Genomic DNA, 19,098 nt, shown 5'->3' with positions numbered 1-19,098 from the left:
CTTGGGTCAATAAAACGTCTGTTACGAGAAGTAAAACGGCGCATGCTAGGGTCAGCTTAGAAGCGCTGTTTATAAAAGACCTCAGGTCAAAGGGCAGGAGTGGTTGATGGGTCAGGCAAGTAGTCAGGCAGCAGGTGCCGAGCATTCAAAAGCCAAGCCGATTGGCATGCTGGTAGCGGCGGTCGGGGTGGTTTATGGCGATATCGGGACCAGCCCGCTCTACACCCTTAAAGAGGTGTTCAACGGTGGTTATGGGGTGCAGGTCAACCATGACGGCGTCCTGGGGATCCTGGCGCTGATCTTCTGGTCGCTGATCTGGGTGGTGTCGATCAAGTACGTATTGTTCGTGCTGCGTGCCGACAACCAGGGCGAGGGCGGCATCATGGCCCTCACCGCGTTGGCCCGGCGAGCTGCCGGGAAGCGCACGAAATTGCGCAGTTTCCTGGTGGTGTGTGGCCTGTGTGGCGCGGCGTTGTTCTACGGCGACAGTATGATCACCCCGGCAATTTCGGTGTTGTCGGCCATCGAAGGCTTGGAACTGGCGTTCGACGGCCTGGAAAAATGGGTAGTGCCCATTGCCCTGGTGGTGCTGGTGGCGCTGTTCCTGATCCAGAAACACGGCACCGACCGCATCGGCAAGCTGTTTGGCCCGGTGATGGTTACCTGGTTCCTGGTATTGGGCGGCCTGGGGGTGTACGGCATTCTGCAGCAACCCGAAGTGCTCAATGCGCTGAACCCGGCATGGGGCGTGCGCTTCTTCATGGTTCACCCCGGTATTGGCGTGGCGATCCTCGGCGCGGTGGTGCTGGCATTGACCGGCGCTGAAGCGTTGTACGCCGACATGGGCCACTTTGGCCGCAAACCCATCGCCCGCGCCTGGTTCCTGCTGGTGCTGCCGGCGCTGGTGCTGAACTATTTTGGCCAGGGCGCGATGCTGCTGGGCGATCCGGAGGCGGCGCGCAACCCGTTCTACCTGCTGGCGCCGAGCTGGGCACTGGTCCCGTTGGTGGGCTTGTCCACCATGGCCACGGTGATTGCTTCCCAGGCGGTGATTTCCGGCGCGTTCTCGTTGACCCGCCAGGCAATCCAGCTGGGTTACATCCCGCGCATGCATATCCAGCACACCTCCAGTGCCGAACAGGGCCAGATCTACATTGGTGCAGTGAACTGGTCGTTGATGGTCGGCGTGATCCTGCTGGTGCTGGGTTTCGAATCCTCCGGCGCTCTGGCCTCGGCCTACGGTGTGGCGGTGACCGGCACCATGCTGATGACCACCATCCTGGTATCAGCGGTGATGCTGCTGCTGTGGAAATGGCCACCGGTGCTGGCCGTGCCGCTGTTGCTCTGCTGCCTGTTGGTGGATGGCCTGTTCTTCGCCGCCAACGCGCCGAAGATCCTCCAGGGCGGCGCCTTCCCGGTACTGGCGGGGATCGTGCTGTTCGTGCTGATGACCACCTGGAAGCGCGGCAAGCAATTGCTGGTCGGCCGTCTCGACGAGGGTGGCCTGCCGTTGCCGATCTTTATCAGCAGTATCCGCGTACAGCCGCCCCATCGCGTTCAGGGCACGGCGGTGTTCCTCACCGCGCGGCCCGACGCCGTGCCCCATGCGCTGTTGCACAACCTGCTGCATAACCAGGTGCTGCATGAGCAGGTGGTGCTGTTGACCGTGGTCTACGAAGACATTCCACGGGTGCCTGCGGCGCGACGCTTCGAGGTGGATGCCTATGGCGAAGGCTTCTTCCGGGTGATCCTGCACTTCGGGTTCACCGATGAACCGGACGTGCCTGAAGCGCTGAAACTGTGCCATCTGGATGACCTGGACTTCAGCCCGATGCGCACCACCTACTTCCTCAGCCGTGAAACGGTAATTGCCTCGCGCATCAAAGGCATGGCCCGTTGGCGTGAAGTGTTGTTTGCCTTCATGTTGAAAAACGCCAACGGCAACCTGCGGTTCTTCAAACTGCCGGTCAACCGTGTGATCGAGCTGGGCACCCAGGTCGAGATGTAAGGCGCTGCCTACCGGGAGCCGGCAATCGGCTCCCGCTTTCCTTTCTGAACCCTGTGCAAACGATGGTTGTCGACTAGGCTCTATGCACTGTTGAACAGTGCCCACAGAACCCAGAAGAGGTGCGCCATGAGTCAGCTGCTCGAACCTTATACCCTGCGCCAATTGACCCTGCTAAACCGCATCGCGGTTTCACCCATGTGCCAATACTCCAGCGACGATGGCCTGGCCAATGACTGGCACCTGGTGCACCTCGGCAGCCGGGCCGTGGGTGGCGCCGGGCTGATTTTTACCGAGGCCACGGCGGTGACCGCCGATGGCCGTATCACCGCCCAGGACCTGGGTCTGTGGAACGACACCCAGATCGAACCATTGCGGCGCATCACCCGTTTTATCGCGGCCCAGGGCGCGGTGGCGGGTATTCAATTGGCCCACGCCGGGCGTAAGGCCAGCACCCACCGGCCATGGATCGGCAAACACGGCAGCGTCAAGCCGGAGGAGGGCGGCTGGGTGCCGGTGGGGCCTTCGCCAATTGCGTTTGACCCCAATCACACCCAGCCCAAGCCATTGGACGAAGGGCAGATCCAGCAAGTAATCGCCGACTTTGTCGCCGCCGCCAGGCGCGCCTTGACCGCTGGCTTTGAAGTGGTGGAAATCCACGCCGCCCACGGGTACCTGCTGCACCAGTTTCTCTCGCCGATCAGCAACCAGCGTCAGGACCACTACGGCGGCTCCTTCGAAAACCGCATTCGCCTGGTGCTGGAAGTCACCAAGGCCGTGCGCGCCGTGTGGCCTGAGGAGTTGCCGCTGTTTGTACGCGTGTCGGCCACCGATTGGGTGGAAGACGGCTGGAACCCGGATGAGACCGTGGAATTGGCGCGCCGCCTGAAAGACCTCGGGGTGGATCTGGTCGACGTGTCGTCCGGTGGTACCGCCGCCAAAGCCGAGATTCCCACCGGCCCCGGCTACCAGACGCGCTTCGCCGAGCGCGTGCGCAAGGAATCGGGCATCGCCACCGGCACGGTCGGCATGATTACCGAACCGGCCCAGGCCGAGCACATCCTGCGTACCTGCCAGGCTGACATTATTTTTCTGGCCCGTGAACTGCTGCGCGACCCGTACTGGCCGTTGCATGCCGACGATGACCTGGGCGGACGCAAAGCCATCTGGCCGGCGCAGTACCAGCGGGCAACCCATCGGGACCAGCCGATCCATGAGTCGGATCTGCGGGATTGACCCTACTTACCTCTGTGCCAAACCCACCCTGATACGGTGGGTTTTTTCTTGCTCGCGTTTATAGGAAGGCTGATCCTTGGCGGTTGTTAAGCAGGAGAAGCTTATGCTGGTGGAACGCGCGTTAACCGAAGACGATATCCCTTTGCTGGCTACCATCGATCGTACGGAGCTGATCCCGGCGTGCTATCGCATGGACTGCGGCGAACTGGTGTTGTATGCCACACATCATGATATGCGCGGCTGGCCCGAAGGCGAGGCTGAACAGGATGCGGTGGCGCTGCGTGCCTGCCTCCAGCGCGGCGGGTGGTTATGGGGCGTATTCGACGGCCAGGTGCTGGTTGCCGCAGTGGTGGTGGACAATCGGCCGTTCCATCACCAGGGCCTGCTGATGCGGCAGCTGAAATTCCTGCATGTCAGCCACAGTGCCCGCGGTTCTGGCCTGGGCGGTCGGTTGTTGGCGCTGGCTTGCGAGCACGGCCGGCAAGTGGGGGCCCAAGCGCTCTATATCTCGGCGACGGAGTCGCGTAACACTGTGGACTTTTACCTGCGCCATGGTTGCCGTCTGTTGCAGCAACCCCACGCTGAGCTTTATGCGCAAGAACCGCTAGACATTCACCTGTATCGACCCCTGCGTGAGTAATGGCTGTAGGTTTTTATTACCGCCGTTATTTTTTAAGTTAATACTCTAAAAAAATCCCACGAATGATGAGATAGTTTCTACGCTAAGGGTAAGCCCGACTCCTGGCCCAGGGAGACAGGCGGTTGGTCCGCGAAGCCGTTGCGCTTCCCGGGAGTTTGGAAATGGGCACCAGGAGTGTTTGACTGATATCAGGAGTAGCGGTCCATGGCCAAGTCCTATGGCGTAGCGGGTGCGGTGGCGTCTTTTCTGAGCCGTCGGATGTCCTTGCGGGGTCGAAGGTTGAGTTCAGATGAGATGGAGTTGCTGGTGCAATACCGGGCGCTGACCGAGAGCGATCAGGTGGCGATGCGGTATCTGATTGGTGCGATGAAAAGCGTGTCGCGGTTCTAAGCCACCTGTGATCATTCCCACGCTGCGGCGTGGGAATGATCAGGCGGTTAGTTTCAGGTGTACTTGCGCTGCTCCGGTGCTGGCGGGAAGTACTGATACAGCCAGGTTTCACTCAGGGTGCGGTCCTGGGTTCGTATAAACAGGCGCAATTCGACGGGTTCCACGCTGTCGCTGGTGGGGTACCAGTCGAACAGGATGCGATAGCCCTTGATGTTATCCAGCACCAGCACGCTGAAATCCTTCACCTCACCATGGGAACAAGTCACCACCGGCTCGATGCCGGTGCCCGCTGGCAGGCGATCCAGGCCGCCGCCCTTGAAGTCTACGGCGAAACGCCGCGCCCATACCTTCGGATAATGCTCGCCGGGTGCCCAGCCTTCGGTAAAGCCGCCCATGCCCGAACGGGTCGCGTCGACCTGTGCCAGCGGCGTGCTCACCGGCGGCAGTGCGCTCCAGTACAGCTTGTAGCCGTAGTTGAGCGAATCACCGGCGGCCACGGGCTTTTTCGGGGTCCAGAAGGCCACGATATTGTCCAGGGTTTCGCCAGTGGTGGGGATTTCCAGCAAGTCGATGGAGCCTTCGCCCCAGGCCGTGGTCGGTTCAACCCACAGGCTTGGGCGTTTGCTGTACCAGTCGACGGTGTCCTGGTAGCTGGCGAACTCATGGTCGGTCTGCACCAGGCCGAAGCCTTTGGGGTTGGTGTCGGCGAACGCGTTGAATTGCAGCTTGGCCGGGTTGTTCAGGGGCCGGCAGATCCACTCGCCGTTGCCGCGCCACATGGCCAGGCGGTCCGAGTCGTGGATTTGCGGGTGGATGGTGTCGCACATGCGGCGCTCATGGGTGCCACAGCTGAACATACTGGTCATGGGCGCGATGCCCAGTTGCTCGATGGCGGTGCGCGCATTGATGTGCGCGTCGATCGCCATCACCACTTGGTTGGCCTGGCAGTCGATATCGAAGCGGTAGGCGCCGGTGGCGCTTGGCGAGTCGAGCAGGGCGTAGACCACAAAGCGCGTGGCGTTCTTGTCCGGAGTTTCGAACCAGAACTGCGTGAAATCGGGGAATTCCTCGCGTTTTTTCGCGTAGGTATCAATCGCCAGGCCACGCGCCGAGAGGCCGTACTGGCCGGTGGAATCCACCGCACGGAAGTAGCTGGCGCCGAGAAACGACAGCACGTCATGGCGGTCCAACTCCGGCGCCTTGAACAGCTTGAAGCCGGAGAAACCCAGGTCCCCGGTCAGTTGCTGGGTGTCCACCGTGGTTTTTTCATAGTTGAACAGTGAAGGGCGAAAATGCACTTCGCGGGCTTCACGGGTCTTTGGGTCGACGCTGTGCATACGCACCGGCGTCTTGAAGCCCATGCCGACGTGGAAGAACTGCACGTCCAGTTGGCCGTTCAACTCCTTCCACAGCGAATGGTTACGGTCATAGCCGATGGCGTTGAAATTCTGCGGGGTCATGGTGGCCAGGGTCGGCGGCAGCACCTGCTTAGTGTCCTGGTAGCCACGGGTGGCCAATTGCTTGGCCTGGGCCTTGAGCGATTCGAAATCGAACGCCACGGCCTTGCCATCGGCAGCCCGATTCCCGGCCCAGGCCTGCGCGGCCAGCAGGCCACTGGCCGACAAACCGGTGTAAGCCGCAATGGCCATGGATGCTTTGAGCAAATTCCTGCGGTGCATAGAGACAACCTGTCGTGAGCAAATCCCGCGCCGTTCCTGGCACGTATCGGATCAGAAATAACGGTTCGGACATGCCTTCGGCCAAACGCAACGGACAATAAACAGACGCCGGATAGCTTAAGCGGTTCGATGAACAAGGCAAATTGATTGATGGCGGGATGATGGCGTTGCATGTGCAACAAGACATTTCCAGCATCGCAGGAGGACGTTACATCTGGAAGCACTCTAGATCGCGGCTTTTTGGCACTTAGTTTTACGCTGGAGGCCTATTGGTCCTACGAACCCAAGTGTCTGGAGGCTACGAATGAATACCCGTGGATTGCTCGATCAGTTGCTCAAGTCTGGCCAGGACATGTTGCAAAACAAGGCCGGCGGCCAACGCAAATCCAATGACAAGGGCGCCCTCGGCGGCTTGCTCAGCGGTGGCGGGCTCGGCAGCATGCTCGGCGGTGCCGGCGGCGGCGCCCTGGCGGCGGGGGCCATGGGCTTGCTGCTGGGCAATAAGAAAGCCCGCAAATTCGGCGGCAAGGCGCTCACCTACGGCGGCTTGGCCGCACTGGGTGTGATTGCCTACAAGGCTTACGGCAACTGGCAAGCCCAGCAGGCCAGCGCGCCCCAAGGCGAGCCGCAAACCATCGACCGCCTGCCGGCTGACCAGGTGGAGCAACACAGCCAGGGCATTCTCAAGGCACTGGTGGCCGCGGCCAAGGCTGATGGGCATGTGGATGAGCGCGAGCGCGCCTTGATCGAAGGCGAATTTACCAAGCTGGACAACGACCACGAGCTGCAACACTGGCTGCACGCCGAACTCAACAAGCCCCTGGACCCAACCGACGTTGCCCGCGCCGCCAGCACCCCGGAAATGGCCGCCGAAATGTACATCGCCAGCGTGATGCTGGTGGACGAAGAAAACTTCATGGAAAAAGCCTACCTGGACGAACTGGCACGCCAACTGAAACTTGAACCAGGCTTGAAGCTTGAGCTGGAAAAACAAGTACGGCTAAACGCATAAATAGGGCCACACGCCAGTCAAACCTGTGGGAGCAGGCTTGCCCGCGAATGCGGTGGGCCAGTCACTCTATTTCTGACTGACTGACTGACTGACTGACTGACTGACTCACGCCATCGCGGCATAGGCACCAACACCGTAACCACGATGCGAAGCGAGCCGCTCTTGATCTTGCTTTTGATCTGCTTGTGATCTTGATCTCAGGCGCCCCGTTAAACCACGCTGGCCGGAATTCGACAGGGATTTGGGGGGTAAACCGGCAGGGATGCCGGTTTAGCCGCCCCGCGCCATGGATGGCGCGTGGCGGCGGCCCCCCAAATCACTGGCGGATTACGGGCACACCGAGCCTGGGCGAGGTGCCGAGTGGTGGGGCAAGAGCGTTTTGCTTACTTTTGCGCTTTTCAAAAGTGAGCCGCCGTTGGGCGGAACCCTAAGCGGCCATTGCCGCAGGAATGGATATGTACACAATCCAGCTGTGTTGACTGTCAGGCCGCCATCGCAGGCAACCAGCTCCCACATTCAGATCGTGGGGGGGCAGGTGGGTAGGCGTCGGCTGTCAGGCCGTCACGGGAGCAAGCTCCCTCGCCACAGGTCCAGCGCCGTACCAAAATTGTGTAGATAGCTGTGGCCAACGCGAGCACATCTGCATTCTGTGCACTGCACATCAAAAGCCTTGATAAAAGCGCGCAGCCGCTCAGCTATACTCCCCTCCATTTGAATGGCCCTGCGAGGAATTACTGTGAAGAATTGGACCCTGCGCCAAAGGATTTTGGCGAGCTTTGCGGTAATTATCGCGATCATGCTGCTGATGGTCGTGGTCTCGTATTCGCGCCTGCTGAAAATCGAAATCAGCGAAAACTCAGTGCGGGACGATGCGGTGCCCGGGGTGTTTTTCAGCTCCATGATTCGCAGCGCCTGGGTCGACAGCTACCTGCAGACCCAGGAGTTGGTCGGGATCCACGAGAACCAGGGCATTTCCGAAACCGACAAACAGGACTACAAGTCTTTCGAGGCTCGGCTTGAGCAACATATGGCCAGCTACGCAGGGACGATCAATATCACCCAGGATCGCACCGAATTCGATGCCTTCGAAAAACTGCACCAGAACTACAACCAGATTCTCGCCCAAGTCCTGGCAGCCCATCAGAGCAATAACGCGGCCGAAGCACTGAGGTTGTTCAACGAGCAACTGACCCCCGCCTGGACCGCAGGCCGCATGAAGCTCAATGACATTATCAACGAAAACAAACAGGTCGCCGACAACGCCACCGCCGCCATCGATGATGCGGTAGCGGCCGCGAAGATCAGCATGGGCGTCTCGCTGTTGCTGGCGATTCTCGCCGCCGCGCTGTGTGGCCTGTTGCTGATGCGCGCGATCATGGCGCCGATGCAGCGCATCGTTCAAATCCTCGAAGTCATGCGCACCGGTGACCTGAGCAAGCGCCTGAACCTGGAGCGCAAGGACGAATTCAACGCGGTTGAAACCGGCTTCAACGACATGATGACCGAGCTGACTGCCCTGGTGTCCCAGGCGCAGCGTTCATCGGTGCAGGTCACCACCTCGGTCACCGAGATTGCCGCGACCTCCAAGCAGCAACAGGCGACCGCTACCGAAACAGCGGCCACGACCACAGAAATCGGCGCCACTTCCCGCGAAATTGCCGCCACGTCCAAGGACTTGGTCCGCACCATGACCGAAGTGTCTACCGCCGCCGACCAGGCCTCGGTGGCTGCCGGTTCCGGCCAGCAGGGCCTGGCCCGCATGGAAGAAACCATGCACTCGGTGATGGGCGCTGCCGACCTGGTCAACGCCAAGCTGGCGATCCTCAATGAGAAGGCTGGCAACATCAACCAGGTGGTAGTCACCATCGTCAAGGTGGCCGACCAGACCAACCTGTTGTCCCTCAATGCTGCGATCGAGGCTGAGAAAGCCGGCGAGTACGGCCGCGGCTTTGCCGTAGTTGCCACCGAAGTGCGCCGCCTGGCCGACCAGACCGCTGTGGCGACCTACGACATTGAGCAAATGGTGCGTGAGATCCAGTCGGCGGTATCCGCAGGGGTGATGGGCATGGACAAATTCTCCGAGGAGGTGCGCCGCGGCATGTCTGAGGTGCAGCAAGTGGGCGAGCAACTGTCGCAGATCATCCATCAGGTACAGGCCCTGGCGCCGCGGGTGTTGATGGTCAACGAAGGTATGCAGGCCCAGGCCACCGGTGCCGAGCAGATCAACCACGCGCTGGTGCAATTGGGCGATGCCAGCAGCCAGACCGTCGAATCCCTGCGCCAGGCCAGCTTTGCCATTGATGAACTGAGCCAGGTTGCGGTCGGTCTGCGCAGCGGCGTCTCGCGTTTCAAAGTCTGATGAGCGAGCTCGCGGCTAAACGCGGTGCCGTCCCGGCAGCGAAAAAGGTGTTGTTCCTGGTGTTTCGCATCGGCAACGAACGCTTTGCCCTCAAGGCTACGGAAGTGGCCGAGGTGCTGCCGCGCCTGGCGCTCAAACCTATCGCCCAAGCGCCCTTGTGGGTGGCGGGTATCTTCGCCCATCGTGGGGTGCTGGTGCCGGTCATCGACTTGAGCGCCCTGACGTTCGGCACTTCGGCCCAGGCGCGTACCAGCACGCGCCTGGTGCTGGTCAATTACCAGCCGCAGCCCTGGAGTGAGGCGCGTTGGCTGGGGCTGATTTTGGAACAGGCCACCGACACCCTGCGTTGCGATCCCGCCGAATTCCAGCCCTATGGCCTGGACAACCGGCAGGCGCCGTACCTGGGGCCGGTGCGTGAAGATGCCCAGGGCTTGATGCAGTGGATTGGCGTTGCGGATCTGTTGACCGCGCCAGTGCGCGCCTTGCTGTTTTCCGCCGAGTTGAGCCTATGAGCAATGACCCGCGGTTTTTCGCGTTTTTGAAAGAACGCATCGGCCTGGACGTCGCTTCGGTGGGCGAGGCGATTATCGAACGCGCGGTGCGCCAGCGCTGCCAGTCGTCCCAGTCGCAGTCGGCGGAGGCTTACTGGCAACACCTGCAAACCTCCCATGACGAGCAGCAGGCGCTGATCGAAGCGGTGATCGTCCCCGAGACCTGGTTTTTCCGCTATCCCGAATCCTTTGCAACCCTGGCCCGCCTGGCCCAGGTGCGTCTGGCCGAGATCAATCAGCTGCGCGCCCTGCGTATTCTCAGCCTGCCGTGTTCGACGGGCGAAGAACCCTATTCGATTGCCATGGCCTTGCTCGATGCGGGCCTGGCGCCCCACCAGTTCAAAGTGCAGGGCATGGATGTCAGCCCGCTGTCGGTGGAGCGCGCGCGGCGGGGCGTGTACGGCAAGAACTCGTTTCGCGGCGCCGACCTTGAGTTTCGTGACCGTCACTTCACTGAAGACGCAGGTAATTACCGCATCGCCGACCGGGTGCGCGAACAAGTGCGCCTGCAAGTCGGCAACTTGCTGGACCCGGCACTGCTGGCGAATGAGCCAACCTACGATTTTGTGTTCTGCCGCAACTTGCTGATCTACTTCGACCAGCCGACCCAGAAACAGGTCTTTGATGTGCTCAAGGCATTGACTCACGTAGACGGTGTGCTGTTTATCGGCCCGGCCGAGGGCAGCCTGCTGGGGCGTCACGGCATGCGCTCCATCGGTGTGCCGCAGTCCTTTGCCTTCAGTCGGCATGTAGAACCGGCCCCGCCGGTTGCACCTGTGGTCAAACCGACGCCCGCGCCGCTACCGCAGCGCAGGGCGGCGCCGATACCGCTCAAGCCGCGGCCGTTCAGCACCGTCAGCCCCAACGTGCCACCGGTCAAAGTGGTGACTACCGATGCCGGGGATTTGCTCAGCCAGATCGCAACCCTGGCCAACGAGGGCAAAAGTGCCGAGGCCCGAGCGGCCTGCGAACGGTATTTGAGCAGTCACCCGCCGGCCGCCCAGGTGTTTTACTGGTTGGGGCTGCTCAGCGATGTGGCTGGCAGTGCCCTGGAGGCCCAAGGGTATTACCGAAAAGCCCTGTATCTGGAACCGCAGCATCCCCAGGCCCTGATGCACCTGGCCGCGTTGCTCGAGTCCCAGGGTGACAGTGCCGGCGCGCGCCGTCTTCAGGCACGCGCCGCCCGTAGCGAGCGAGCTGACAGTGAGTCCAAACGATGAGTAGCCCTGACGCGCTCGACACCGCAGGCCTGGACCTGACGCTGACCGATACCCAAGCCATTGACGACTGTTGGAACCGCATCGGTATTCATGGCGACAAGTCCTGCCCGTTGTTGGCCGAGCATATCCACTGCCGCAATTGCTCGGTGTATTCCGCCGCCGCCACACGCCTGCTCGACCGCTACGCACTGCAACAGGACGACCATCACGCGCAGGCAACTGCCGAAGCGGATAACGAGGTGGTCACCCGTTCGCTGTTGATGTTCCGCCTCGGCGAAGAATGGCTCGGTATCGCCACCCGTTGCCTGGTGGAAGTGGCGCCGTTGCAGCCGATCCACTCGCTGCCGCACCAGCGTTCCCGAGCGCTGCTGGGCGTGGCCAACGTACGCGGGGCGCTAGTGGCGTGCCTGTCACTGGTGGAACTGTTGGGCCTGGACAGCATCAGTGCCGGCGCCAGCGGCGGGCGGATCATGCCGCGCATGCTGATCATCGCTGCCCAGGACGGCCCGGTCGTGGTGCCGGTGGATGAAGTAGACGGCATCCATGCCATCGATGAGCGCACCTTGAAGGCCGCATCGGTGTCCGGCACCCAGGCCAGCGCACGCTACACCCAAGGCGTGTTGCAGTGGAAAGGCCGCAGCCTGCGTTGGCTGGACGAAGCGCAATTGTTGTCCGCCGTGACCCGGAGCCTCGCATGACCCCCGACCAGATGCGCGATGCCTCGCTGTTGGAACTGTTCAGCCTGGAGGCTGATGCGCAGACCCAAGTGTTGAGCGCGGGCCTGCTGGCGCTGGAACGCAACCCGACCCAGGCCGACCAGCTCGAAGCCTGCATGCGCGCCGCGCATTCACTTAAAGGGGCGGCGCGGATTGTCGGTGTGGATGCCGGCGTCAGCGTGGCCCACGTCATGGAAGATTGCCTGGTCAGCGCCCAGGAAGGCCGTCTGTATCTGCAACCTGAACATATCGACGCATTACTGCAAGGTACTGATCTGCTGATGCGTATCGCCACCCCGGGCAACGATGTGGGGCCGGCGGATATCGAGGCGTACGTAGCGCTGATGGAGCGCTTGCTCGATCCCTCGCAGCCGATTGCGACGCCCGCGCCAAAACCCGAGCCCATCCCCGCGCCGCGGGTTGACGCGCTGCTGCTGGAGCCCGAGCTGGAGCCTGCGCCACCGCTCGGCAGTGACGCGCCGCGCCAGAACAAGCGCATGACCGAAGGCGGCGAGCGTGTGCTGCGGGTGACGGCTGAGCGCTTGAACAGTCTGTTGGACTTGTCCAGCAAATCCCTGGTGGAAACCCAGCGGCTCAAGCCGTACCTGGCCAGCCTGCAACGCCTCAAGCGCATTCAAAGTAACAGCTTGCGTGCGCTGGATGCCCTGGACGGCCAGCTCAAGTCGCTGGATCTGAACCTGGAAGCCCAGGAGGCCCTGGCCGATACCCGTCGCCTGCTGAGTGAAGCCCAGGCCCTGCTGGCGGAAAAAAACGCCGAGCTGGATGAGTTCGGCTGGCAGGCCGGCCAGCGCGCCCAGGTGCTCTACGACACCGCATTGGCCTGCCGCATGCGGCCGTTTGCCGATGTGCTGGCCGGGCAGGTGCGCATGGTGCGTGACTTAGGTCGCAGCCTGGGCAAGCAAGTGCGCCTGGAGATTGAGGGCGAAAAGACCCAGGTCGACCGGGACGTGCTGGAAAAACTCGAAGCGCCGCTCACCCATCTATTACGCAATGCGGTCGATCACGGCATCGAAACCCCTGAGCAACGCGTGCTGGCGGGCAAGCCGGCGGAAGGCTTGATTCGCCTGCGTGCGTCCCATCAGGCCGGGTTGTTGGTGCTGGAATTGAGCGATGACGGCAACGGTGTCGACCTCGAGCGCCTGCGCGGCACCATCGTCGACCGCCATCTGTCGCCGGTTGAAACGGCCCTGCGTCTGAGTGAAGAGGAACTGCTCACGTTCCTCTTCTTGCCAGGGTTCAGCCTGCGCGACAAAGTCACCGAAGTGTCCGGGCGCGGGGTCGGCCTGGACGCGGTGCAGCATATGGTTCGTCAACTGCGCGGCGCGGTGGTGCTGGAGCAGACGGCGGGGCAGGGCAGCCGCTTCCATCTTGAGGTGCCGTTGACCCTGTCGGTGGTGCGCAGCCTGGTGGTGGAAGTCGGCGAAGAAGCCTATGCCTTTCCCCTGGCGCATATCGAACGCATGTGCGACCTGGCGCCCGACGACATCGTGCAGTTGGAAGGCCGCCAGCACTTCTGGCATGAGGGCCGGCACGTCGGCCTGGTTGCCGCCAGCCAGTTGCTGCAGCGCCCGCCGGGGCAGAGCCCGTCAGATACCTTGAAGGTGGTGGTGATCCGCGAGCGCGATGCCGTGTACGGGATTGCCGTGGAGCGTTTTATCGGCGAGCGCACCCTGGTGGTGTTGCCGCTGGATGATCGCCTGGGGAAAGTCCAGGACATTTCCGCCGGGGCCTTGCTCGATGACGGCTCGGTGGTGTTGATCGTCGATGTCGAAGACATGCTGCGTTCGGTGGATAAATTGCTCAACACCGGTCGCCTGGAGCGCATTGCCCGGCGTAGCCAGCAGGCCACCGAAGCGCCGCGCAAGCGTGTGCTGGTGGTGGACGACTCACTGACGGTGCGCGAGCTGCAACGCAAATTATTACTCAACCGTGGTTATGAAGTCGCTGTTGCGGTCGATGGCATGGATGGCTGGAACGCATTGCGCTCCGAGGACTTCGACCTGCTTATCACTGATATTGATATGCCTCGCATGGACGGTATTGAATTGGTCACACTTTTGCGCCGTGACAGTCGCCTGCAATCGTTGCCGGTGATGGTGGTTTCCTACAAGGATCGTGAAGAAGACCGCCGCCGTGGCCTCGACGCCGGGGCCGACTATTATCTAGCCAAAGCCAGTTTCCATGACGACGCCTTGCTCGACGCCGTGGTTGAACTGATTGGAGGCGCCCGGGCATGAGGATTGCGATCGTCAATGACATGCCCATGGCGGTGGAGGCCTTGCGCCGCGCCCTGAGTTACGAGCCCGCCCACGAGGTGGTATGGGTGGCCAGCAATGGCCTGGAAGCGGTACAGCGTTGCGCCGAGCTGACCCCGGACCTGATCCTGATGGACCTGATCATGCCGGTGATGGATGGGGTGGAGGCCACCCGGCAGATCATGGCCGACACGCCTTGCCCGATTGTGATCGTCACTGTCGACCGCCAGGCCAACGTCAGCCGCGTATTCGAAGCCATGGGCCACGGCGCCCTGGATGTGGTGGACACCCCGGCACTGGGCGTTGGCAATCCCAAGGATGCGGCCGCGCCCCTGCTGCGCAAGATCCTCAATATTGGTTGGCTGATCGGCCAGCGCGGCACGCGGGTGCGTGCCGAAACCCCGCCGCAGCGGGTCACCGGCAAGCGTCAACGGCTGGTGGCCATTGGTTCTTCGGCTGGTGGGCCGGCGGCACTGGAAGTTCTGCTCAAGGGTTTGCCCCGGGATTTTCCCGCCGCCATCGTGCTGGTACAGCATGTGGACCAGGTCTTCGCCGCCGGCATGGCCGAGTGGCTGAGCAGCGCTTCCGGCCTGCCGGTGCGCCTGGCCTGTGAGGGCGAGCCGCCTCAACCCGGCGTGGTATTGCTGGCCGGAACCAACCACCATATTCGCTTGTTGAAAAATGGCACGCTAGCCTATACCGCAGAGCCGGTGAACGAGATTTACCGGCCCTCTATCGACGTGTTTTTCGAAAGCGTCGCCAGCTACTGGAACGGTGACGCCGTTGGCGTCTTGCTCACCGGCATGGGGCGCGACGGCGCCCAGGGCCTCAAGCTGATGCGTGAGCAAGGATATTTGACCATCGCCCAGGACCAACAGAGCTCGGCGGTGTATGGCATGCCCAAAGCGGCGGCGGCGATTGATGCTGCTGTTGAAATTCGCCCACTGGATAGAATTGCGCCCCGATTGCTGGAGGTCTTTGCAAAATGAACAAAAATCTCCCGCCGTGCTGGCTTGCAGGTAGTAATTCAGGTGATTGCACATGAATGATTTACAGCTCGACGACTTCAAGACCGACGAAAACGCCGCCATGGTGCTGCTGGTCGACGACCAGGCCATGATCGGTGAAGCTGTGCGGCGTGGCCTGGCCCATGAAGAGAACATCGACTTCCACTTTTGCGCCGACCCGCACCAGGCGATTGCCCAGGCGATCCGCATCAAGCCCACGGTGATCCTGCAAGACCTGGTGATGCCGGGCCTGGACGGCCTGACCCTGGTGCGTGAGTACCGCAATCACCCGGCCACCGCGAATATCCCGATTATCGTGCTGTCCACCAAAGAGGACCCGCTGATCAAAAGCGCGGCCTTTGCGGCCGGGGCCAACGATTATCTGGTCAAGCTGCCGGACAACATCGAACTGGTAGCGCGCATCCGCTATCACTCGCGCTCCTACATGACCCTGTTGCAGCGCGACGCGGCCTACCGTGCGTTGCGGGTCAGCCAGCAACAGTTGCTGGACACCAACCTGGTGCTGCAACGCCTGATGAACTCCGATGGCCTGACCGGGCTGTCCAACCGCCGTCACTTCGACGAATACCTGGAGCTGGAATGGCGCCGCGCCATGCGCGACCAGACCCAACTCTCGTTGCTGATGATCGATGTGGATTTCTTCAAGACCTACAACGACAGCTTCGGCCATGTCGAGGGCGACGAAGCCTTGCGCAAAGTCGCCGCCACCATTCGCGATGCCAGCAGCCGCCCTTCGGACTTGCCGGCGCGCTACGGTGGCGAAGAGTTCGCACTGGTCCTGCCCAACACCTCGCCGGGCGGCGCACGCCTGGTCGCGGAAAAACTGCGCATGGCGGTGGCGGCGTTGAAAATCCCGCACATCGCCCCGGCTGAAGGTGCCAGCCTGACCATCAGTATCGGGCTGTCGACGTTGACGCCTGTCCAGGGTACGGACTGCCGGCAGCTGATCATGGCGGCGGACAAGGGGTTGTACACGGCCAAGAACAATGGGCGTAATCAGGTGGGCATCGAATAAATTCGAGACCAGCGCAAAGCCAAGTGGAGAGGGCGCGAATCTCTCCCACATTGGATCTTCGAGGCTGAGTATGAAATCACTATGGTTAAGAGGCTGAAGAATAAAGCGCCATTGTCAGTGCTGTGTTGATAATGGCGCTTGTGATTAATCTGCTTTAAAACCAGTTTTGTCGTTGGCGGATCGCCACTCTTTAACTTCTTTTACTACAAATTCAGGTCCATCTTTTTCAGGCTCCGGATAAAATATTAGATCTGAACCAGAAGGGTGTTCCGTTAACGCTTCAAATTTTAAAATTGCATCGGTGTGCTCTTTTTCTGTGGCGTAGTCGTCGTTATAGATTTTTACAACCAAGTTTAAAAACTCACGCTCCGTCATCTCGCTAATTAATGTGCCCATTTTTAGGAGCCTCTGTGAATGTCGATATGCTTTTTTGGCGTTAGAATCACGATATTGTCGATGCCGTATACTTCACCGTCAGTAGACACATATTTTTTATGATGAAGCTCAAACCGTATCCGTTTACCCACTGCTTCACTTTTTTTAACAATCGGCGAACGTCCATTTTTCATGGTGGCTAACTCACTAGGTGCAAAATGCTGAGCCAACTCTGAATCTGTAGACACTGCTTTCCAGAAAGCCTCACGAAATGCCTTGAAATTTTTAAACTGCTGGCCTCTCAACTGATCAGCGATTTGCGATGGAATGGGTGCGCCGTCGTCTGTGGTCGCTGCTCCAAGCCAGTTGCCAAACACAGGTTGGCCCATCCCGGTAGCAACTCCCGGATCCTCCCGCCTATCCCTGAACATCACATAGATAGGAGGCAACCCGGAATCTATAGGGAATACGGTTATAAAGTCATCAAAACGTGACTCACGGACTCCTGGAAACGAATCAACTCTGCCAGCAACCGGCGTCACCGTAGCTCCAACGTAAACGGGCGGTTCAGGCTGGTCAACGGGCAGAGTTGTTGAGCTATCCCCGGGGGCAACGATAGGTGTCCAGACCAACGTCCTGGGTGGGACGTCACTTGTCGTGACGGTGTACACCTTCCGCGCTGGATCGTAGGTCGCGGCAACCACCTTGACCTTGGAAGGCACGCTTGTACCGTCGGCAATGACCACAAACACTTCGGAGCGTCCATCCTCCGCCGTCTTTGAACTCATTCGCACTGGCAGGTCGATTGTGCCATTGAGTGCGGTGGTGAGCGTTGACTCGTTGACGTCTGGCAAAAACGTTGAAACCGGGGTACCGAGTGCGTAACGCTCCGCCAGTTCTCCGTTTGCAAGCTTGGGTGAATAGACCAGAGCTGAAACACCGACAAGTAAGCCGCCTGCCGTGCTTGCGACCAACTCCGTCAATGCGGCCACTGCTGACCGAATGGCAGCTTGCAGCGTGATGGTAATCCCTTCTGCTGTAGCGATAGTCCCGACTGAGGTCATGACTATCGCTTGAGTCGCAGAAGCAGTGCCCGACAGTCGATAGGTATTGGCTACTCGTACCGCTTCAATACGCGCTTGGGCCGTTGCTACCTGCTGCGCACGTTCTGCGAGGTCGCTGATTGCATTGGAGGCGTTGGCAAGAAACCGCGCGGACTCTGACTTCAGCACAAAATCATGGTGGCTGAGCCATCTCACCCCAAGCGCGGTGTTCTGCTGCAGATAAATAAGCTGTTTGAGTCCCTCAAGCTCGGGTTTGCTGAGTGGCGGTGTAACCTGTGGGTTGGCTGCGGGATAGTAAATCATCAACCCGTTCCGGTTTATGGCTAACGGTGGGTCAATAGGTTTGATCGCAGCCATCGTTTTTTCGATCATTTTGTCCAGCGTGTTTTTGTAACGCATGAGGGTCTGGTCGGGTGTCAATCCAACGACCGAACCGGCAAGAGAGGCGAGTTCCACCTGCAGGTATTCCGGCAGCAACTGCACCTGAATTTCCAACTCATCTGCAATGGCCTTCAGATACTCATTGTGTAAATTTTCCCAGCCAGGATCCTGTTCGGCTAAATTGGCCTCCAGCGTTTGCCGGGCCTTTGCCAACCCTGAAAGTTTTTTAGTCAGAATGTCTATGGAGAGCGAGAGAGCCTTGAGTTCTTGTGCGGCCCTCCAGACGTTGTCGTAAAGTGTGTAGGCATCGCCCAGATTTTTTATCGGGTCAGAAGAGGCAAGCGTTTCACGTAGCTTTGTATAAGTTAAGTTTTCCATCAGGTAAAAAGGGCTTTGATCATAGAGCCCATAGATGAGGGGCGCAGTACTGGCGTATTTGGATTTTTTCGCGTCGATGATTTCAAATGCGATTTTTTGATCGAGAATGGCTGAGGCTGTCTCTGTGAGTGCCTGTGAAGCTTTCGCGGCTTGCTGTTTCTCTGCGAGTTCGCGTTCAGTGTCAGTAGTGAGGGTTGCGAACCGTGCGCTGTACTCCGCGTCAATCAAGGATTGATTGTACTTTTGCTCTCCAATGAAATCGGCGGTGGTGCTAGGGAAGTCAAACTGCTTGAAGCGGCTACGGTCTCCTTCACCCCGACGTGGCCCTTCTTGAAGGCCCCAGCCATCTCCACTTCCTACGTAGCCTCCGCCTTCACCACCCCAATAGGTGTTTCGTCTCCCGGCGGTAATTATCGTCGGTTTGAGTTCTAAAGGTTGTCCTGGCTGCCACCCTTGTTGTGCCATAGGGCCTCTCCATTTTTATGAGAGTGATCGTTAGAGTTTGTGCGTCCTGAAGAAAAAAACTCAGGCGCTTTGATCAAACTTATTTGAGAGGGAAGAAAGAAAAAACTGATGGCGTTTTGATTTGATTTTATGCGTGTAGGAGACTCTGTAAGACGGTTCTGAAACTGATGTATTTATATTCTTGTATGTTTATCACTTGAGTCTTGGGATGATTTGGCTAGAAACCTAATTGTTTGTTTTTTATTGGAGTGGGTTGGTTTGTGGTCTTTTAGGCAGGCTCTGATTTGGATTTTCAAATTATTTGTATA

Annotated in this window: 15 protein-coding genes; 12 read left to right on the top strand and 3 right to left on the bottom strand. The window is 59.8% G+C overall.

The genetic code is table 11. The annotated features are described in order from the left end of the window. Nucleotides 1-106 precede the first annotated feature (106 nt). The 4 genes from GIV26_RS15610 to GIV26_RS15595 all read left to right on the top strand — a co-directional run bounded on the left by GIV26_RS15610 (nucleotide 107) and on the right by GIV26_RS15595 (nucleotide 4,271). The gene (locus tag GIV26_RS15610) at nucleotides 107-2,008 is read left to right on the top strand and encodes a potassium transporter Kup (protein WP_236281431.1); all 1,902 of its coding nucleotides are present in this window, start codon (nucleotides 107-109) and stop codon (nucleotides 2,006-2,008) included. 126 nt (nucleotides 2,009-2,134) lie between these two features. After that, nucleotides 2,135-3,241 (top strand): NADH:flavin oxidoreductase/NADH oxidase, encoded by a 1,107-nt coding sequence (locus GIV26_RS15605; RefSeq protein WP_236281428.1) that lies wholly within the window; start codon nucleotides 2,135-2,137, stop codon nucleotides 3,239-3,241. Between the two features lie 103 nt (nucleotides 3,242-3,344). Then, complete coding sequence (locus tag GIV26_RS15600) at nucleotides 3,345-3,881, top strand: GNAT family N-acetyltransferase (RefSeq protein ID WP_054917808.1); 537 nt, start codon at nucleotides 3,345-3,347, stop codon at nucleotides 3,879-3,881. Between the two features lie 204 nt (nucleotides 3,882-4,085). Next, a complete protein-coding gene (locus GIV26_RS15595; protein WP_014717190.1) occupies nucleotides 4,086-4,271 on the top strand; it encodes a hypothetical protein in 186 nt (61 codons plus the stop codon). Between the two features lie 53 nt (nucleotides 4,272-4,324). Here the strand turns inward: GIV26_RS15595 and GIV26_RS15590 are convergent, their stop codons facing one another. Next, nucleotides 4,325-5,950 (bottom strand): glucan biosynthesis protein D, encoded by a 1,626-nt coding sequence (locus tag GIV26_RS15590; protein ID WP_054897106.1) that lies wholly within the window; start codon nucleotides 5,948-5,950, stop codon nucleotides 4,325-4,327. A gap of 304 nt (nucleotides 5,951-6,254) precedes the next feature. On the opposite strand from GIV26_RS15590, the gene GIV26_RS15585 reads away from it, so the two are divergent. The 8 genes from GIV26_RS15585 to GIV26_RS15550 all read left to right on the top strand — a co-directional run bounded on the left by GIV26_RS15585 (nucleotide 6,255) and on the right by GIV26_RS15550 (nucleotide 16,127). Further along, complete coding sequence (locus GIV26_RS15585; RefSeq protein WP_054897107.1) at nucleotides 6,255-6,962, top strand: tellurite resistance TerB family protein; 708 nt, start codon at nucleotides 6,255-6,257, stop codon at nucleotides 6,960-6,962. A gap of 736 nt (nucleotides 6,963-7,698) precedes the next feature. After that, nucleotides 7,699-9,321: a methyl-accepting chemotaxis protein gene (locus GIV26_RS15580; RefSeq protein WP_003189070.1), complete on the top strand. Its 1,623-nt coding sequence runs from the start codon at nucleotides 7,699-7,701 to the stop codon at nucleotides 9,319-9,321. Next, on the top strand, nucleotides 9,321-9,833 hold the full coding sequence (locus GIV26_RS15575; protein ID WP_127882178.1) for a chemotaxis protein CheW: 513 nt from the start codon (nucleotides 9,321-9,323) through the stop codon (nucleotides 9,831-9,833). Before GIV26_RS15580 ends, GIV26_RS15575 begins: the two co-directional genes overlap by 1 nt. Further along, entirely contained in the window at nucleotides 9,830-11,092 is a 1,263-nt protein-coding gene (locus GIV26_RS15570; protein WP_127882179.1) for a CheR family methyltransferase, read from the top strand. Before GIV26_RS15575 ends, GIV26_RS15570 begins: the two co-directional genes overlap by 4 nt. Then, on the top strand, nucleotides 11,089-11,790 hold the full coding sequence (locus GIV26_RS15565) for a chemotaxis protein CheW (RefSeq protein ID WP_236281425.1): 702 nt from the start codon (nucleotides 11,089-11,091) through the stop codon (nucleotides 11,788-11,790). Before GIV26_RS15570 ends, GIV26_RS15565 begins: the two co-directional genes overlap by 4 nt. Further along, nucleotides 11,787-14,066, top strand: coding sequence for a hybrid sensor histidine kinase/response regulator (locus GIV26_RS15560; RefSeq protein ID WP_236281422.1), 2,280 nt, complete (start codon nucleotides 11,787-11,789; stop codon nucleotides 14,064-14,066). Before GIV26_RS15565 ends, GIV26_RS15560 begins: the two co-directional genes overlap by 4 nt. Then, nucleotides 14,063-15,073: a chemotaxis response regulator protein-glutamate methylesterase gene (locus GIV26_RS15555; RefSeq protein ID WP_089041286.1), complete on the top strand. Its 1,011-nt coding sequence runs from the start codon at nucleotides 14,063-14,065 to the stop codon at nucleotides 15,071-15,073. The genes GIV26_RS15560 and GIV26_RS15555 overlap by 4 nt, the downstream gene beginning before the upstream one ends. A 52-nt stretch (nucleotides 15,074-15,125) precedes the next feature. Continuing rightward, a complete protein-coding gene (locus GIV26_RS15550; RefSeq protein WP_034126509.1) occupies nucleotides 15,126-16,127 on the top strand; it encodes a response regulator in 1,002 nt (333 codons plus the stop codon). Nucleotides 16,128-16,271: 144 nt separating this feature from the next. On the opposite strand, the gene GIV26_RS15545 is transcribed toward GIV26_RS15550, so the two are convergent. Further along, the gene (locus GIV26_RS15545; RefSeq protein WP_054917816.1) at nucleotides 16,272-16,523 is read right to left on the bottom strand and encodes a bacteriocin immunity protein; all 252 of its coding nucleotides are present in this window, start codon (nucleotides 16,521-16,523) and stop codon (nucleotides 16,272-16,274) included. Between the two features lie 2 nt (nucleotides 16,524-16,525). Then, nucleotides 16,526-18,790, bottom strand: coding sequence for an S-type pyocin domain-containing protein (locus GIV26_RS15540; RefSeq protein ID WP_236281419.1), 2,265 nt, complete (start codon nucleotides 18,788-18,790; stop codon nucleotides 16,526-16,528). Between the last annotated feature and the right edge of the window lie 308 nt (nucleotides 18,791-19,098).

Origin of the sequence: Pseudomonas sp. PA-1-3F, from assembly GCF_021609665.1 — a bacterium.
In the GTDB taxonomy this organism is placed as follows: Bacteria; Pseudomonadota; Gammaproteobacteria; order Pseudomonadales; family Pseudomonadaceae; genus Aquipseudomonas; species Aquipseudomonas paracarnis.
This window is presented reverse-complemented; position numbering and strand designations above follow the sequence as displayed.

Coding starts and splice junctions, on each gene's coding strand:
- GIV26_RS15610 (WP_236281431.1), top strand. CDS start 107: ATGGGTCAGGCAAGTAGTCAGGCAGCAGGTGCCGAGCATTCAAAAGCC.
- GIV26_RS15565 (WP_236281425.1), top strand. CDS start 11,089: ATGAGTAGCCCTGACGCGCTCGACACCGCAGGCCTGGACCTGACGCTG.
- GIV26_RS15575 (WP_127882178.1), top strand. CDS start 9,321: ATGAGCGAGCTCGCGGCTAAACGCGGTGCCGTCCCGGCAGCGAAAAAG.
- GIV26_RS15590 (WP_054897106.1), bottom strand. CDS start 5,950: ATGCACCGCAGGAATTTGCTCAAAGCATCCATGGCCATTGCGGCTTAC.
- GIV26_RS15550 (WP_034126509.1), top strand. CDS start 15,126: ATGAATGATTTACAGCTCGACGACTTCAAGACCGACGAAAACGCCGCC.
- GIV26_RS15560 (WP_236281422.1), top strand. CDS start 11,787: ATGACCCCCGACCAGATGCGCGATGCCTCGCTGTTGGAACTGTTCAGC.
- GIV26_RS15595 (WP_014717190.1), top strand. CDS start 4,086: ATGGCCAAGTCCTATGGCGTAGCGGGTGCGGTGGCGTCTTTTCTGAGC.
- GIV26_RS15555 (WP_089041286.1), top strand. CDS start 14,063: ATGAGGATTGCGATCGTCAATGACATGCCCATGGCGGTGGAGGCCTTG.
- GIV26_RS15540 (WP_236281419.1), bottom strand. CDS start 18,790: ATGGCACAACAAGGGTGGCAGCCAGGACAACCTTTAGAACTCAAACCG.
- GIV26_RS15605 (WP_236281428.1), top strand. CDS start 2,135: ATGAGTCAGCTGCTCGAACCTTATACCCTGCGCCAATTGACCCTGCTA.
- GIV26_RS15545 (WP_054917816.1), bottom strand. CDS start 16,523: ATGGGCACATTAATTAGCGAGATGACGGAGCGTGAGTTTTTAAACTTG.
- GIV26_RS15600 (WP_054917808.1), top strand. CDS start 3,345: ATGCTGGTGGAACGCGCGTTAACCGAAGACGATATCCCTTTGCTGGCT.
- GIV26_RS15570 (WP_127882179.1), top strand. CDS start 9,830: ATGAGCAATGACCCGCGGTTTTTCGCGTTTTTGAAAGAACGCATCGGC.
- GIV26_RS15585 (WP_054897107.1), top strand. CDS start 6,255: ATGAATACCCGTGGATTGCTCGATCAGTTGCTCAAGTCTGGCCAGGAC.